The sequence below is a fragment of the Rhizobium sp. Root1204 genome (assembly GCF_001424965.1).
Taxonomy (GTDB): Bacteria; Pseudomonadota; Alphaproteobacteria; order Rhizobiales; family Rhizobiaceae; genus Pararhizobium.
On record NZ_LMCZ01000017.1, the window covers coordinates 17,689 to 32,795 of the forward strand.

A 15,107-nucleotide genomic window follows, 5' to 3' on the forward strand; every position below is an offset into this window, starting at 1 on the left:
TTGTGGGCCAAATTTCGTTCCCGGGGGGGACTTGGCAATGCGGAAGCGATATTGGCTGGTAGGAGCGATTGTTATTTATGCCGTCAGTCGCCTGACGAGTAGTGACCCCGGTGGGGACGATGCCGGTGTCGCGAACGTTCCCTCTGCTTCTGAACAGCTAAAACGCCGCCCCTCGGTCAGCACCGAAACATCGAAATCGTCTTCCGAGACCGCCCTGTCCGAAGCAACGGATGCAGACGCGCGAAATTTTGATCCAGAGGAACAAGCTGAGAGTTTTCCGGCTCGGTTTGTCACCGGCAAACGCGTAGCGTTTCGAAAGGGGCCATCCACTGGGGATGAACTCATTGATCGCCTGGACAGCGGACGGCAAATCCTTCTGATGAAGCAGTCCGGCGAATGGTCTCGGGTAAGAGACCAACTGACCCAGCGCGATGGTTGGGTCGCCTCACGATTTCTGACCGAAAAGCAAACGCCGTATGGGGAAAAGCCCTCGAAGAAAGCGTCAAAGCAGCCAGAGCGCGAGAAGTCGATTCCGACAATTCCGGACTCGACGATAGTTCAGCGCATCATCGCTGAGTCTCTCGCGAGCTATCCCAGCTCTTGCGCGTGTCCCTATAACACCGACCGTGGTGGTCGGCGCTGTGGGAAAAGGAGCGCCTATTCGAAGCCGGGCGGTTACGCGCCGATCTGCTACCCACAGGACGTGACGCAGGCGATGATTGACGCGGTCCGACGACAATAGTGTTAGTTGAATATAGACCATGCCTGGGACAGCGCCCCGACATCGCAAGCGTGGTAAGCCTACTGGTCACGCTGATTGGAGGTGGATATTTACGGCTTTGGGGCCTTTGCCAGTACGATCTGGCTCGGCATCGAACGATATTTTCTGGCCATCGCGCAGAGACTGAATGCCCGAGGCTTGCAGGGCGGAAATGTGGATAAAAATGTCATTGCCGCCGTCGTCAGGCGTAATGAAGCCAAAGCCCTTGTCAGCATTGTAAAATTTGACGGTTCCCAAAGTCATCGACTTCCTCCGAATTTCACGCCGTCTATAAGGTGCAACGCAGCGCGCAGTAGCGCAACCAGTCTTGGTGACTGAGCGCACACACCGTGATCAATGATTATTGCTTTTACAACCATTTCTGATTACGAATGCAACCACACGATTTTAGCTATCGCATGAAGCCTTAGCACTTCCTCCCTGCCGCTATGATGGATGGTAGGCGGATTGAGGACTTACTATGTCAGCTATTTCAGGCGTGACCTCCGCTGCACTTCTCATATTGCAACAGACCAGTTCCACAAGTTCGATAAAGGACGACAAATCTGCCTCAGATAATTTGGTAGCCGTCGCCAATGGCGTCGGTGAAAAGATCGGAATGTCTGCACAGCCAGGACAGGCGCAGTCCCGAATTTCCGAGGCGATGTTTAGCGTCGACAACGTCAACATCAACAAGATGAAGCTGGAACTGATCGAACGTGCCGGTCAAAAACTCGGTTTTGATAAAAGCGATTTTGATAGCGAGGCCGATTTCGCTCGCCAGATGAGGAAGCAGGTCATAACCATGCATGCTTCCGGGGCCGATCAGAAGATCGCCGAAATCGAGAAGGAACTTGGCCTCGACAAACTCGGCATCTCGCTGTTGGACGTTGTCTCCAGTGCACGAAACCCCGATCTCGACGACGCTGTGACGCAGGCTCTGAAAGAGCGAGAAGGCGCGAAAAACAAGGAAGAGGCCGAGAAGGCGGAAAAGGAACGCGAGGCTTCGCCCCCATCGTCCCTAGCGCCTGACGAAATCGGCCTGTACGGGGCAGCCAACAACTAATCTCCTGTTGTCTGCTCAATGAATCGTGAGGTCGAGGGAGTATGCCACCAGTTCATCGGATGGTAGTGCCCACGACCTACCATCGATCTAAATGCTTCAGGTAAGTTTTTTGAACCGGGCATACCAGAGCCCGACGGCTTCGCTCTTTAAATTCTACTCTAGGCCTAACCTCTGACTGATCACAGATAAAAAAGCTTTACCGCTGAAGGGCTTCCTTAAAACTGAGGAGGCGTCTTCGGCTGAGAGTTTTTCAGCCAACTCGTACCGACCAGTGATCAATATGACGGGGAGTTGCGGATGGTCCCGGTGAAGGATTTCTCGTAGCCGGAACCCATCCAGTCCAGGCATGCCAATATCAGTCACGACACAAGTAATACGGGCAAGAGCTGGGCTGCACAAAAGTGGTTCAGCACCATCGAAGGAAAGGGCATCATATTCTGCCGACTCCAACAATTCCCGTAAAGCTTGCCTAACGCGGTTGTCGTCATCAACTATAGCGATGAGTTGACGCTTGTCAGACATCTACCTTGTTTCCTTCAGTGAAAGTGTCATGGCTGCAGTGCTCTTTGACAGCCCATAGCAGGTTTAAGAAGCAAATTTCGAGATATCGGCAGCGTCGTCATGACTAGGTTGAGCACCGTCTTCCTCTGTCCCTGAAATCGGCAGGGAAAACGCGAAGATTGTTCCTTGCGGAGAATTTTTTGTGTGCCATAGATCGCCATTGTGCGCTTCTACGATGGACCGGCATATTACTAAGCCCATCCCCATTCCATCGTCTTTTGTCGTGAAAAACGCTTGCCCGATCCCTGCCTCAGTCGGCAAGCCGACGCCGTCATCGATGACCTCTACGATGACGTGCGTCTCGTCGTAACGACTTCGCACGATGATGGGTGAAGCAGTTCCTTCGCTTCCATCTAACGCCTCCAGTCCGTTGCGAATTAGGTTCACGAGGATTTGTTGGATTTGTACGCGATCCATCATGACGGTAGGGATATTTGAAGCGAGTTCGGTGCGTATACCAACTTTCACACCGATATCGCTGACGCCAATAATCCGCGTGACCTCTTGGATGACCGTGTTGACGTTTTCAATGACCCGGGCCCGAGAGCTTCGGCGAAAGAGCGACCGAATACTGCTGACAATCTCCGCCGCGTCTGTGGCATTGTTAATCATCGCTTCCGCAGACGCAATCGCGCGATCCACGTTGGGTGAGGCGAGGGTGAGCCATCGGTGGCACGCTTCTGCGTTCGAGATAATCGCCGTTAATGGCTGGTTGACTTCGTGCGCGATTGAGGCGGCCAGTTCTGCCAGGCTGGCAGCCCTTGCAGCATCCCCTAGTTTCTCCTGCATGCTTCGCAGTGCGGCTTGCGACTGAACCTCTTCTTCTACGTCGATTAGGAAGCCGTATTGCCGCAATTTGCCCGAAGAGGCGTCTCTGAGGCCTGCATATCGTCCTTCCACCCAACGATATACCCCGTCGGCCCGACGCAAACGGTAACGCATCGTGACGACAGCGTTGTCTCCAGGATTGCTATTGTAAAGTGTGACTAGTGCTGGCAGATCGTCCGGGTGGACCAGTTCTGCCATCGCACGACCTGCATCCAGGCCATCTGTCCCCGTATTGTCTTCGGGTGAAATCCCTGTGAAAGTAAGCAGGGGCTTGTTAAAATACGTGTTACCTTTTTCGTCACCGACAGTCCAAATCATCATCGGGATGACATCGATAAGTTGTCGTAGCTCCTGTTCGCGGTAGCGGAGTGCATCTTCTTCACGCTTCAGTGCGTCAATATCGATTGCGACCCCGTACCATTGCAGGGGCTTCCCATCAGCGTCCCGCAACAATTCACCTCGCTGTTCGGTCCAACGATAAATCCCATCGGCCCGTCTCATCCGGTAACGAGCCGACAAAGGCTCTCCCGTTTCCAGGCTATGTTTTAGCAAGTCTTCAGCGGGGCCTGCATCGTCAGGATGAATCAGGCCAGGGTTTGAGCGGCTCACCCGTCGTTCGCTATGCGGGATGTCGTCAAGTTCACAGCCGAAAAACGACTGCAAACGCTTGCTAAAGTGCGTAACGTAGCCGTCGAGGTCGCAGCACCATATATTTATAGGCAAAGCTTCTATCAGCCTCTGTAGTTCCTGTTCTCTCTTTCGCAAGGCAAGCTCGGCAACCTTTTCGACTTCGATGTCGATTTGGGTGCCATACCATGCGGTTATTGATCCCGCGTCATCACGGGCAGGGTGCACCGCTAACCGGTGCCAGAGGTAAACACCATCCCAGCGTCGCAACCTGTATTCATAGGTTGCAGGTTCCCCTGATTTCAAGGTCTTTGCCCAATGGTCCAACGTCCCCTGCAGGTCCTCCGGGTGAATAATTTGGGCCAGCATATTTGCGTAAGCTTCATGGAATTGTCCGCGCTTAAACCCGTTCATCTTGATAAAACTGTCATCCAAGCCGTAATATCTAAGCGCAGGGGGGCTTACATAAGTGAACCGGCCATCAGGGTCGTTGGACCACCCGTGGCCTGGCATGCCTTCAACTATCGCGCGAGCATACTTGTCTACGAGGCGCTCATGGCGGGTAGACCAAACCCGCCAGACATACCCAGATGCGAATCCGACAATAACGGCGCAAATTACGGTCAGTAGAATATGTGTCGGCATTAACGCTTCCTAGGGGCTTCCTTCACCTAGGATAGCTTGGCCTTCAAACGCAGTCACGATGTTAATGGTTCACTGATTTAGGCCCCTGATTTTCGGTGCTCGACGCGTTAGGAAACCATCCACCTCTGTCTGGAACGACGACCGTCCAAGCTGGCAAAACCGGCTCCAAATGCAGCTAGTTGGAGCAGGCCGCCTGCCATCGCCGCATTTTTCCAAAAGTGGAGAAATTGGTTTTGGTCCGAAAAATCACTGTGGAACACCAAGGCTGTTAAAAGGCTGAAAAGTGCAAGGATCAAGCCCACGAAACGAGTTTGATATCCCAAGGCAATGGCCGCACCCCCGCCAATTTCCAGCACAATCGCTCCGACCAGCGCTATTACCGGAAACGGGAGCCCGGATGCCGCGATGTAACCCAGATATGATTCAGAGTTGGTGATCTTCCCAATTCCGGACGTTATGAATATCGGGCTGATAAGAAGGCGGCCCACCAGGGCTACAAGCGCGGTGTAGTTTGCGGCCATATCTCGGTTGCTAGCAGTGCTGACGGTGCTCATTTGGTCGATCCTCGCTAAATCCGGTCTGCCGCAATGAGATCGCTTGTCTCCACACGGCCAATGTGGAGGATCACAGCCCATAATGGTTCGGGAAAATAGTCATCTGCTTGTATACCTTGATAGGATGGAGCATGCAGCGCGACAGATGCTGATCTTCGCTTTCAGTCACAGGCCTACCCAGCCCAGGTTCCTTGAGTCTCCTATAACTGGCTCGGTATCTCAAGCTCGTATCATCGGAGACATGGCCTTCGCCTGTCCCGACATTGTTTGATGGAGTTTCAACGGTGCGTCTCCCATTGGGCAGACGGTATGCGTGTGAAAAACATGAAACGTTGCCTAAGCTCAATCTAGCCCCTTGCCCAAAGTGAAAGGTTTACGCTTTTATTGTGATAGGTGCGGTGAAAATTGCTTCGGCTGGTGAATACGTTGGCGCTGAGTGACAAGAACTTTCTAATTTATCTTGCCGACCAGGTAGAATTGGTCCCAGGCAATGGGTGGGCGTGTCTGGTCGATGGGAGCCAAATTGTGCTCAGCCAATCTATGGCGGCCCACCTACAGTTGCCGCCGCATCAACCGATGATGCCGTCTTCCATTCTACGACGTTTGCAACCCGATAATGTCGCTGCCTTCGCCCGTAAATGGTTGACGTCCATTGCGAGTGGGGAGCAATTCGACGCCATCCACCGGACGAGGTTCGGCAGCATTGGCTTCCGGTTTAGCAGCAAGCTTTTGTCGCGCACCGATTCGCCCGCCTCGTTCTGGATTGGCACTGCCTTGGAAATTGACAGTGCTCTTAAGCCGGAGCAGGTGGGGGGCTACAGCAGCTATGCGAAAGGCATTGGTGAAAATGCCGCCTCTCAAAAGGCCCTGAAAGACCGGGAGGAACAGCTTCGTCTCGTCGTTGGCACGATTCCCGCCGTTGTCTGGGAGACCGAGACTAACGGTAAAACAACTTTCTTCAACCGTCGACCAGGTGACTTTCCGGACATTGTGTTACCGGCGACAGGCGATCCGAAAGAAGCGCTTTTTACCGCAATGAGGTCTGTGATCCACCCTGATGATCAAGCGCAACTGCAAGAGGCGATGGAGAGGAGTTATCGGACTGGGGACGGGTGGCAGGCGAGATACCGCCGACGGTCAGACAGCGGATACCGCTGGCTGGAGGGGCGCACGACACCTTTGTTAGACGACAAAGGCAATCTAGTTCGTTGGTATGGCATTGGAATCGACGTTGAGGACGAAGTGCGAGCTAGAGAGCAATATCGCCTTGCGCAAGAAGACCTTGAGAGGGTGACCCAGATAGCAAGCTTGGCCGAATTGTCTGCTTCGATTGCTCATGAAATAAGCCAGCCGCTAGCTTCCGCAGCGGTTGGTGCGGATGCCTGTGTCAGGTGGCTGTCTGCTGAACCTCCAAATATTCAAAAAGCAAAACTGAGCGCAGCGGGTGTCCATCGTGATACCGAGTTGGCGGCTGAGATTGTAAGCCGAGTCCGGGCTATGTTTCAGCTGGGCGAGGGGCACAAGCAAACATGCTCAATAAACACGATTGTCAGCGATGTTTGCTCTATTTTTTCGCACGGGGAAGGAGCCCGAGGCGTTCTGGTTTCGAAACGTCTAGATGCGGAAGAGCCGCTTGTCGTGGTCGATCCCTTGCAAATCCGACAGGTTTTGATGAACCTGCTGAGGAACGCATCAGAGGCGACGGCGGTCAACGATGACAGAGCACGTTCGATAGATGTCCAGACATCCACAAGAGGGCAGCAAGTGTTGGTTTCCGTTGAAGACCGGGGACCTGGTATCTCTGAACTAACAAAGATTTTCGAGCCCTTCTACACCACAAAAGATAGCGGAATGGGCGTTGGTCTCGCTATCAGCAGATCAATGATTAGTTTGCACGGCGGAACGATCTGGGCTGAGAACACTGGCGAAGGAGCCCGTGTAACATTCTCTCTTCAGCGTATGAATACTAATTCCTGACGATTAGATTCAAGACGGTTTTCAACCAATCTCCATCGGCTTGTAGCGATGGGATAAGCATGTAACCGGATTCCACGACCTAACTGCCAACTCACTGAAAACCTCTTCGCTCGCCCCCAGGAGCACACTCACGAATGAGTGAACGAGTCCGTCAAAATTAACATTGTACGCAATTAAATTGTGCGCTAATTAATTTGCGGGCAAACGAAAGGAACTCTCATGTATAGCTTTTTGAAACTCGCGCTGGTGACAGCAGTTATCGCAACGCCTGCTGTGCCAGCATTCGCTAGCGATAAGCCTCCAATAGTTTTGGTTCATGGGGCATTCGCTGATTCTTCGAGTTGGAACGGCGTTATCGAAAGGCTCGAAAAGGACGGCTACAGCGTCACAGCAATCGCTAACCCACTTCGCGGTGTTAAATCTGACGCTGAATATGTCCGCAGCTTCGTTGCAAGCTTAAAAACGTCGGTTGTTCTAGTTGGCCATTCCTACGGGGGCTCCGTGATCAGCGAGGCCGCAAAGCCGTCAAACGTCAAGGCACTCGTATACGTGGCTGCTTTTGCACCGGAGGTTGGTGAAAATGCTGTGGGACTTTCCGGAAAGTTTCCTGGCGGTACGCTCGGCGATGCACTTCAAAATCCCGTCAGTATTCCCGGTGGCGGTAGCGATTTGTATATACAGCAAGCCAAGTTTCACGATCAGTTTGCTGCAGACGTTCCTGCCCAGGCTGGTGAGTTGATGGCTGCAACTCAACGCCCAATCGCGGCGTCTGCACTAGCTGAAACCGCCACAAAAGCGGCCTGGAAAGACATTCCGTCTTGGTTCATCTATGGCGACGCTGACAAAAATATTCCGGAAGCTGCACTCAGCTGGATGGCTGAGCGTGCGAAGTCAAAGAAGACTGTCGTCGTAAAAGGCGCATCACATGTTGTTATGGTATCAAATGCGGACAAGGTCGCCGAGCTAGTTGAAGAAGCTGCGGCTGCTAAATGAGCGTCGGCCCGCGACAAAGTCGACTCGGCATTTGTCGCGGGCCATCGCATGCAGTTAGTCGCGTGCGTAGGATGTATCAGCTACACAGCGCTTGGGAGCGCATTTTCCCCGGCCAGTGATGCGAGGCCTCCGTACATCGGTTTTCACTGGGCCAAAGAAGTCAGCCACTGGCTGAAGTTTGTTTTGCCGATACGCGCTTCTCCTACGGGCACAAGGGTATCACGCTCAAGTCGAGCACCAAAGTACGGTGCGTCAGGGTCGGCTACCACACGGCGAGCGTCGCCCTTCGCCGTCAAATAACGACTTACGGCATCACTCATTGGCTCACGGTTTGGCCCAGCCACTTCGACGATGCCTCCAATTGGGTCTCCCATTAGGACATCGCTAAGGGCATCGGCTAGATCGTTCGCCGCGATCACTTGGACATGACCAGTCGAGATGCGCGTTTCCTCGTTGGTCCCGCCAAGGTCTGCAATCGCCCCCAGGAATTCCATAAATTGTGTTGAATGCACAATTGTGAACGGCACGCCGGAATCTCTCACCAACTTCTCTTGGAGAATTTTTCCTTGGAAATAAGCATTGTCGGGGAGCCGGTCCGTGCCAACAATAGACAACAGAACGTGGTGACGAACGTTCGCCTTCTTTTCGGCATTCATGAGATTTGATGTAGAAACCCCGAAAAAATCCAGTATGCCTTGCGGGTCGAACGTTGGCGAGTTGGTTACGTCTAGGACCGCGTGAGCGTTAGCCATGGCCTGTTCGAGGCCTTCACCAGTGATGCTATTCACACCGGTCTCCGGCGCTGCAGCAATTACTTCATGACCAGCCGACCTTAATCTGGCGACGACCTTCGTGCCGATGAACCCTGTTCCGCCTACTACAACATATTTCATTTTTCGCTTCCCTATTTTCCTTCAGACAGGGTCAACTCAAGTCGGGAATCAGGCAAGCTATACGGATGTATGCCGTCTACCTGGCGTAACCGGTCGTCTTATAGGTTCGAGCGTTAGCCAATAGCGAGATCGCGTTTGTCCTATGACATCTGTGGTTGCGGTAACTAAGGTCAGCAAAATTGTCCGAGTTGGTAGCCTAAGTGCCACCCCTTAAATTTTGTCGACGCCATTCGAAAGCGTGATCTATGAACGCTCGGAGCCCAGCTGAGGGAAGCCGTCGGCTTGGATAATAGAGACAGACTCCAGGGTATGGGGGCGTCCACTCCGGCAGAAGCTGGACAAGTTTTCCGCTGGAAATATCGTGTTCCACCGCACGAAGGGCCACATAAGCGATGCCTGCATGTTGACGTGCCGCCAAAACACTAAGTTCGGTGCTGCCCGCGACTAGTCGCCCTCGAACATCGACCGATATCGTGTCACCGTTGCGCTCAAGCTCCCAATTCACCAGACTGCCGCTTGGCAACCGCGCCCTTATGCACTCATGCTGCAGTAGGTCTCCCGGCGACGTTGGAATGTTTTTCCGCTCAAGATAAACAGGCGAGGCAACTATGACAAAAGACTCTGTTTGGCCGAGCGAGACCGAAATCATGTCCTTTGGTATCACCTCCTGAAGCCGGATACCGGCATCAAATCCCTGGGCAACGATGTCGACCAGTCGCCCTTCTGTAACGAGATCAACTTTCATGTCTGGATGGTTCGCCAAGAAGTCGATGACGAGTGGGAGTATTCTTTCAGCTCCGCCTTCTGACGTGTTCAGCCTCAATGTCCCCGACGGAGTGCTGCGCAGATGGTCGACCGCAGCAAGTGCGGCATCGATATCGTTTAGCGCTGGACGAACCCGTTTCAATAGCGCCTCGCCAGCCTCAGTGATGGAAACACTTCTGGTGGTTCGATTGAACAATCGAATTCCTAAACGCTTCTCCACGGTCGCAACCTGATGGCTGAGCGACGATACTGACACCCCCAGCTCCCTCGCGGCTCCACGGAAGCTTCCAGCAGCTTCAACTGTAGCAACTGCCCGCAGGTCCGAAAGCGTCATACCCGACATTGTCCAATTTCCTTCAACGAGGCGTCCAGCATTGTCCCGGTTATATAGTGGATCAAGCGTTGCTAGATAGGGTGGGTATCAAGGAGTGAAACTATGACAAAAACCGTTCTGATTACCGGCTGCTCGTCAGGCTTTGGCGAAGCGAGTGCATGCCTCTTTGCTGAGAGGGGGTGGAACGTTGTCGCAACCATGCGCAATCCCAGTGATCTCTGCGAAACACTGCCAAACGTTTTCGTAACCAAGCTTGATGTGCAAGATCGGGCTTCGATCCGGAGCGCATTGGATGCTGGGATCGAAAAGTTCGGTCGGATCGACGTTGTAATTAACAACGCTGGGTACGGACTGTCTGGTGTTTTTGAGGGTACACCCCGAGAGAAAGTTTTGGACCAGTTTGAGGTCAACGTTTTTGGCGTGATGGACGTGGTTCGCGAAACGCTTCCCCATTTCCGTGCACATCGTTCTGGTCTCTTCATTAACGTGAGTTCGGGAGCCGGTGTTTTCGGCCTGCCGATGATCTCGCTATATAACGCGTCCAAGTTTGCCTTAGAGGGCTTCTCAGAATCGCTGTCCTATGAGCTGAGTGCGCTCGGGATCGGTGTCAAAATTGTCGAACCAGGGGGCGTTCTCGAAACCAAGTTCGGTGAGCGCAGCGGTCAAGAATTTACCTCGACCTCAACACCTGCAGACTACGATGCATTCGTCGCTGGAGCTGGCGCGATCTTCGAAGGTTTGCGCAAGTCGCGCGGTCTGGCAACTAGTGAAGAGGTAGCTGAAGTCATTTTCGGCGCTGCAACCGACGGAACCGATCAGCTACGTTATATCGCGACTGAGGATATAAAGCCGCTCATCGAGAAAAGGCGCGGAAGCTCAGAATCGGAGTATATGACCTTTATGCGCAGCCGAATGATGCCCAAGCTTGATTGATCAAGACTAGGCTTCGGCTTGTGGCGGCTAGTAATGGCCGCCACGCATTTGTTGCCTTCCGATCATCGGCGAGCTTCGGGCAGTGGCAGTCTCTATGAACGGCTCCACTTAAACTGAGGTCGAGCCCGTGGCTATATCTTTGTATACTTTTCAAGTGACGACATTCCGTCGATTCTCCGAGCAATCGCATTGCTAGGATGAAAACATGTCAAAGATTTCTTTCACCATTGTATGGCTTATACTTTTTACACTTCCGGCCGGAGCCATTGAGCGTATGTACGCAGCACGCGCTAGCTGCCAGCAAGTTCAAGGCATCATCGCGCGAGATGGTGCCGTAATCTTGAGGTTCCCTTCTAAGAATGTGCCTGGCCTGACCCTTTACACTCGGTATGTCCGTTCTGAATTCAAATGCGACAGTGATTTTGGAATCTCCGTACGCAATATCGAAACTGCGGATGACATCAACTGCAGACTGAAGGAGTGCACCCGAAAGTCGCGTGGCTCGAACAGGCGATAGCCAGGTTGCGCGAGATTGGTAAAGTTTTGTCAAATGCCTAACGCGATGAGACGTCAGCGGCGAGCAATTGAACATATCAATAAGGGTGACTGTGATAGCAAGCCGCTTTCTAGCTCGTCAGTGAACTATTGCTCCTAACGCTTCCTACTTGGCAGTCGTGCCAGCACCTCGTGGCGCAACTCTGTATGTACCAATCCTTCAAGGCAGCAATAGGTGGTGAAATTGCAGCGTCCTGGTCCTGGTTACCAACTACCGTATAGCTGGTGCTGGATTGATCGCATTGTTCTAATCCCTGAGATTTAAATATCAGGAGTTTTAACGTGCAACGACGAACCCTTCTCTTGGGAACAGCAACAGCAGCTTTAATTGGCACGGCCACCGAGCCACGCGCTGAGCGCGTTAATCTGAAAGAGGAGGCTGTTTTGTTCAGGACGGTAAAGCAAATTAATGCAGGCGTGTTGAGCGTCGGGTACTTTGAGGCTGGTCCTAAGGATGCCCCAGTCGTCGTGTTATTACACGGCTTTCCATACGACGTGCTGAGCTTTGTCGAGGTTGGGCCGAGCCTCGTAAAAAAGGGCTACAGGGTAATCGTCCCATACCTAAGAGGCCACGGGACAACCAACTTCCTTGATCCGAAAACCCCGCGATCCGGTCAACAGGCAGCAATCGGCCGAGACTTAATTGAATTGTTAGATGCCCTGGAGATCAAAAATGCAATATTCGCAGGGTACGACTGGGGCGGTCGCGCAGCCTGCGTTGGCGCGGCGCTTTGGCCCGAAAGGTGCAACGGCTTGGTTTCGGTCAACAGTTATCTTATTCAAGATATTGCTAAGGCGAACCAGCCTGCTCCCGCTCATGTCGAGCGCGGATTTTGGTATCAGTTCTATTTCCAAACCGAGAGAGGGAGAAAAGGTCTCGCTCGAAACCGGACGGAAATAGCGAGGATCATGTGGCACGAAAATTCCCCGACATGGCGCTTTGACAACGAAACCTTCGAACGTAGTGCTCGATCATTTGAGAACCCGGACTACGTGGACGTTGTAGTCCACTCATACCGCCACCGTCTTGGCGGCGCGAAGGGTTACCCGGATTACAACGAGATTGAAGCGAAACTCGCTATACAGCCAGTCATTCAAGTTCCTTCCGTGACCCTGGATGGAGCTGCCGATGGTGTGGTCTCAGCCACTGACGGTACGGCCACCGCTGCCAAGTTTGGTGGCAAGAGAGTACACCGAGTTATTCCTGGTGTCGGGCACAATCTTCCACAGGAGGCACCCTCCGCGTTCATTGACGCTGTGATCGAAGTGGCTTCCCTTTAAAAAAATTGGCCAACTAAAATGCCGAAAGCAAACCATCGTATATCTCATCTTCTGTGGCATTCGCCCGTAAGTTCGGCCTGTGCCGCTGCATAAAGGTACTCAACGGAGCTGATAACGATGTTAAAACTACTCACAGCCACGACTTTAATGATCGCCACTTTGACGACGCCGACATGGGCAGCGCAAAAAGCGCATAAGGCAAAAATTTCGGTGATCTTCGACCACAAGCTGCCTGATCTTCCGGGAAAAAGCCTGCGAGGTGTCTTGGTCGAATACGGACCAGGCGGCTACAATCCTTCCCACACTCATGCGAAAAGCGCCTTCATATCGGCTACCGTCATTGAAGGTGAGGTTAAAAGCAAGGTAAATGGCGGGGACGAAAAGGTATTCAAGACCGGGGAAAACTGGATCGAGGTGCCCGGTGACCACCATCAAGTGAGTGCCAACGCGAGCACCACAAAGCCTGCGAAAATTCTCGCTGTTTTCGTCGTCGATACGACTGAAACAGAACTCACAACCCCTGATCCTTGACATTGGGGTAAACGACCGGGCCCTCTGATTGCTGCCCGAAATCGGTGGAGAGACCGCATGGCGTGAGGTGTTCTAAACGCCCAGTGACTTCGTTAGTTTGCGAAGCAGTCCGTCTAACTGAACAATCTCGCGTGCGGTCAGCCCGGTCAGAAGCTCACGTTGCGTGACAACGTGATCAACGATTGCTTGTTCAATACGCTCCAGGCCTTCGGTTGTCAGGCACACAATAGCTTTGCGAGCGTCATCCGGGTCGGCTGTTCTTAGGACGAGCCCCGATTTTTCTAACTGATCGATCCGGTTCGTCATGGTGCCGGACGTGATCATCATTGATGCCAAAAGATCGCCAGCAGAGAGAGAGTAGGGCGGTCCAGACCTTCGCAGAGCGGACAACACATCGAACCCGGCCATGTTCAACCCGTGAGACGCGAATGTCTGCTCCGCCACGGTATGCATATGCTTGGTTGCTCGCGATAAGCGTCCTATCGGCCCCATTGTGGTCACATCCAGATCGGGACGTGCCACGCGCCACTGCTCAATGACTTTATCTACTTGATCCATGGTACCCCGATAAACCTAATACGTCTTGACGTCAAGATAAAAGAGGCCATTTATTTTGACGTCGAACATCTTGACATCGAGATAATGCAACAATATATTTATCTCGACGTCAAGATTATCGATGTCGCAACAGTCCCAACATTCTGACCCGACAACCGAGGATTTATTCGAAATGTCTGACCTATTCACTTCCGTCCGAGTAGGACCCTACTCTCTGGCAAACCGTCTGGCGATGGCTCCGATGACCCGCAGTCGAGCCAACACCGACGGGACGCCTACGCCACTGATGGCCGAGTATTACGCCCAGCGCGCCAGCCTGGGCCTGATTTTGACAGAAGCCACCCAACCCTCAGACATAGGGCAAGGCAATGTAAATACCCCCGGCATCTACACAGCAGCGCACGTGAAGGGCTGGGAGCAGGTCACGTCGGCGATCCACGCCAAGGGTGGTCGTGTGTTCATCCAGATTATGCACGTTGGCCGCATGTCGCACCCCGAAAATGTAGTAGGTAACCTGCAAGCTGTCGCGCCGTCCGCTCTCGCACCTAACTTACAGCTCCACACCCCGTCCGGAATGAAGGAAGTGCCAGTACCGCGAGAAATGACTCTGCAGGACATTAAGCAAACTGTCGCAGATTTCCGCCATGCGGCTCGATCTGCCATCGAAGCCGGTGCAGATGGTGTCGAGGTCCACGGCGCGAACGGCTACCTCATTCAGCAATTCCTTGCTCCCAATGCGAACGTACGCACCGACGAATATGGGGGCTCAATACCGAATCGTGCGCGCTTTGCTATCGAGGTGGTAAGTGCGGTTGTTGAGGAAATCGGCGCGGAGCGCACAGGCTTCCGCGTCTCTCCCGGTGGTCCATTGGGCGATCTCGACGAGGGCAGCGAAGGCCCAGCCCTTTATCGCTACCTGGTAGGCGAACTAGACAAACTTGGGCTTGCCTTCCTTGATGTAATGCATTGGGGCAACGAGGAGCTACTCAAAGATATACGCAATCTCTGGCACCAGACGTTGATCCTGAACCGTCCTGGTCGTCCGCGCGAGCTGATTGGCGCTGACGTAGCCGCCGGTCTAGCCGACATCGAATCCTATGGCTCGATGACACTGGCCAATCCAGACTTCGCGCGCCGCACACAGACCAAGGCACCTTTGAATGAGGTGGACAAGGCAACCTTCTTTGGTGGCAGCGCACGCGGTTACACTGATTACCCTAGCCTGGCGTGACCATGACTGAAGATT

At 53.2% G+C, this 15,107-nt stretch carries 15 protein-coding genes; 8 read left to right on the forward strand and 7 right to left on the reverse strand.

Annotation, left to right across the window (positions count from 1 at the left end):
- Window positions 1-37 precede the first annotated feature (37 nt).
- A complete protein-coding gene (locus ASC96_RS32700; protein ID WP_156397558.1) occupies window positions 38-742 on the forward strand; it encodes an SH3 domain-containing protein in 705 nt (234 codons plus the stop codon).
- Between the two features lie 66 nt (window positions 743-808).
- Here ASC96_RS32700 and ASC96_RS16495 read toward each other — a convergent pair whose 3' ends face one another.
- Window positions 809-1,024, reverse strand: a complete 216-nt coding sequence (locus tag ASC96_RS16495) for a cold-shock protein (RefSeq protein ID WP_060504237.1) — start codon at window positions 1,022-1,024, stop codon at window positions 809-811.
- 235 nt (window positions 1,025-1,259) lie between these two features.
- On the opposite strand from ASC96_RS16495, the gene ASC96_RS16500 reads away from it, so the two are divergent.
- Entirely contained in the window at window positions 1,260-1,826 is a 567-nt protein-coding gene (locus ASC96_RS16500) for a hypothetical protein (RefSeq protein ID WP_156397561.1), read from the forward strand.
- 153 nt (window positions 1,827-1,979) lie between these two features.
- Here the strand turns inward: ASC96_RS16500 and ASC96_RS16505 are convergent, their stop codons facing one another.
- From ASC96_RS16505 to ASC96_RS16515, 3 genes are all read right to left on the reverse strand, one after another.
- Window positions 1,980-2,348, reverse strand: a complete 369-nt coding sequence (locus ASC96_RS16505) for a response regulator (RefSeq protein WP_060504239.1) — start codon at window positions 2,346-2,348, stop codon at window positions 1,980-1,982.
- Window positions 2,349-2,411: 63 nt separating this feature from the next.
- Window positions 2,412-4,487, reverse strand: coding sequence for a PAS domain-containing protein (locus tag ASC96_RS16510; protein WP_060504240.1), 2,076 nt, complete (start codon window positions 4,485-4,487; stop codon window positions 2,412-2,414).
- A 107-nt stretch (window positions 4,488-4,594) separates the two neighbouring features.
- Window positions 4,595-5,008, reverse strand: coding sequence for a DoxX family protein (locus ASC96_RS16515; RefSeq protein WP_156397575.1), 414 nt, complete (start codon window positions 5,006-5,008; stop codon window positions 4,595-4,597).
- Between the two features lie 459 nt (window positions 5,009-5,467).
- On the opposite strand from ASC96_RS16515, the gene ASC96_RS16525 reads away from it, so the two are divergent.
- Window positions 5,468-7,018, forward strand: a complete 1,551-nt coding sequence (locus ASC96_RS16525) for a PAS domain-containing sensor histidine kinase (protein ID WP_156397564.1) — start codon at window positions 5,468-5,470, stop codon at window positions 7,016-7,018.
- A gap of 219 nt (window positions 7,019-7,237) precedes the next feature.
- Window positions 7,238-8,011, forward strand: a complete 774-nt coding sequence (locus tag ASC96_RS16530) for an alpha/beta hydrolase (RefSeq protein WP_082512119.1) — start codon at window positions 7,238-7,240, stop codon at window positions 8,009-8,011.
- A gap of 143 nt (window positions 8,012-8,154) precedes the next feature.
- On the opposite strand, the gene ASC96_RS16535 is transcribed toward ASC96_RS16530, so the two are convergent.
- Together ASC96_RS16535 and ASC96_RS16540 are read right to left on the reverse strand one after the other, a co-directional pair.
- Entirely contained in the window at window positions 8,155-8,904 is a 750-nt protein-coding gene (locus ASC96_RS16535; RefSeq protein ID WP_060504244.1) for an SDR family oxidoreductase, read from the reverse strand.
- A 196-nt stretch (window positions 8,905-9,100) separates the two neighbouring features.
- Window positions 9,101-10,012 (reverse strand): LysR family transcriptional regulator, encoded by a 912-nt coding sequence (locus ASC96_RS16540; protein ID WP_060504245.1) that lies wholly within the window; start codon window positions 10,010-10,012, stop codon window positions 9,101-9,103.
- 93 nt (window positions 10,013-10,105) lie between these two features.
- Between ASC96_RS16540 and ASC96_RS16545 the strand changes: the two genes are divergently transcribed.
- The 3 genes from ASC96_RS16545 (at window position 10,106) to ASC96_RS16560 (ending at window position 13,303) form a co-directional block, all read left to right on the forward strand.
- Complete coding sequence (locus ASC96_RS16545) at window positions 10,106-10,936, forward strand: SDR family oxidoreductase (RefSeq protein ID WP_060504246.1); 831 nt, start codon at window positions 10,106-10,108, stop codon at window positions 10,934-10,936.
- 921 nt (window positions 10,937-11,857) lie between these two features.
- A complete protein-coding gene (locus tag ASC96_RS16555; RefSeq protein WP_060504278.1) occupies window positions 11,858-12,772 on the forward strand; it encodes an alpha/beta hydrolase in 915 nt (304 codons plus the stop codon).
- A gap of 117 nt (window positions 12,773-12,889) precedes the next feature.
- Window positions 12,890-13,303 (forward strand): cupin domain-containing protein, encoded by a 414-nt coding sequence (locus ASC96_RS16560; RefSeq protein WP_060504248.1) that lies wholly within the window; start codon window positions 12,890-12,892, stop codon window positions 13,301-13,303.
- Window positions 13,304-13,375: 72 nt separating this feature from the next.
- Here the strand turns inward: ASC96_RS16560 and ASC96_RS16565 are convergent, their stop codons facing one another.
- A complete protein-coding gene (locus ASC96_RS16565) occupies window positions 13,376-13,861 on the reverse strand; it encodes a MarR family transcriptional regulator (RefSeq protein ID WP_060504249.1) in 486 nt (161 codons plus the stop codon).
- Between the two features lie 172 nt (window positions 13,862-14,033).
- Between ASC96_RS16565 and ASC96_RS16570 the strand changes: the two genes are divergently transcribed.
- The gene (locus ASC96_RS16570; protein WP_060504279.1) at window positions 14,034-15,092 is read left to right on the forward strand and encodes an alkene reductase; all 1,059 of its coding nucleotides are present in this window, start codon (window positions 14,034-14,036) and stop codon (window positions 15,090-15,092) included.
- The last annotated feature ends 15 nt before the right edge of the window (window positions 15,093-15,107 follow it).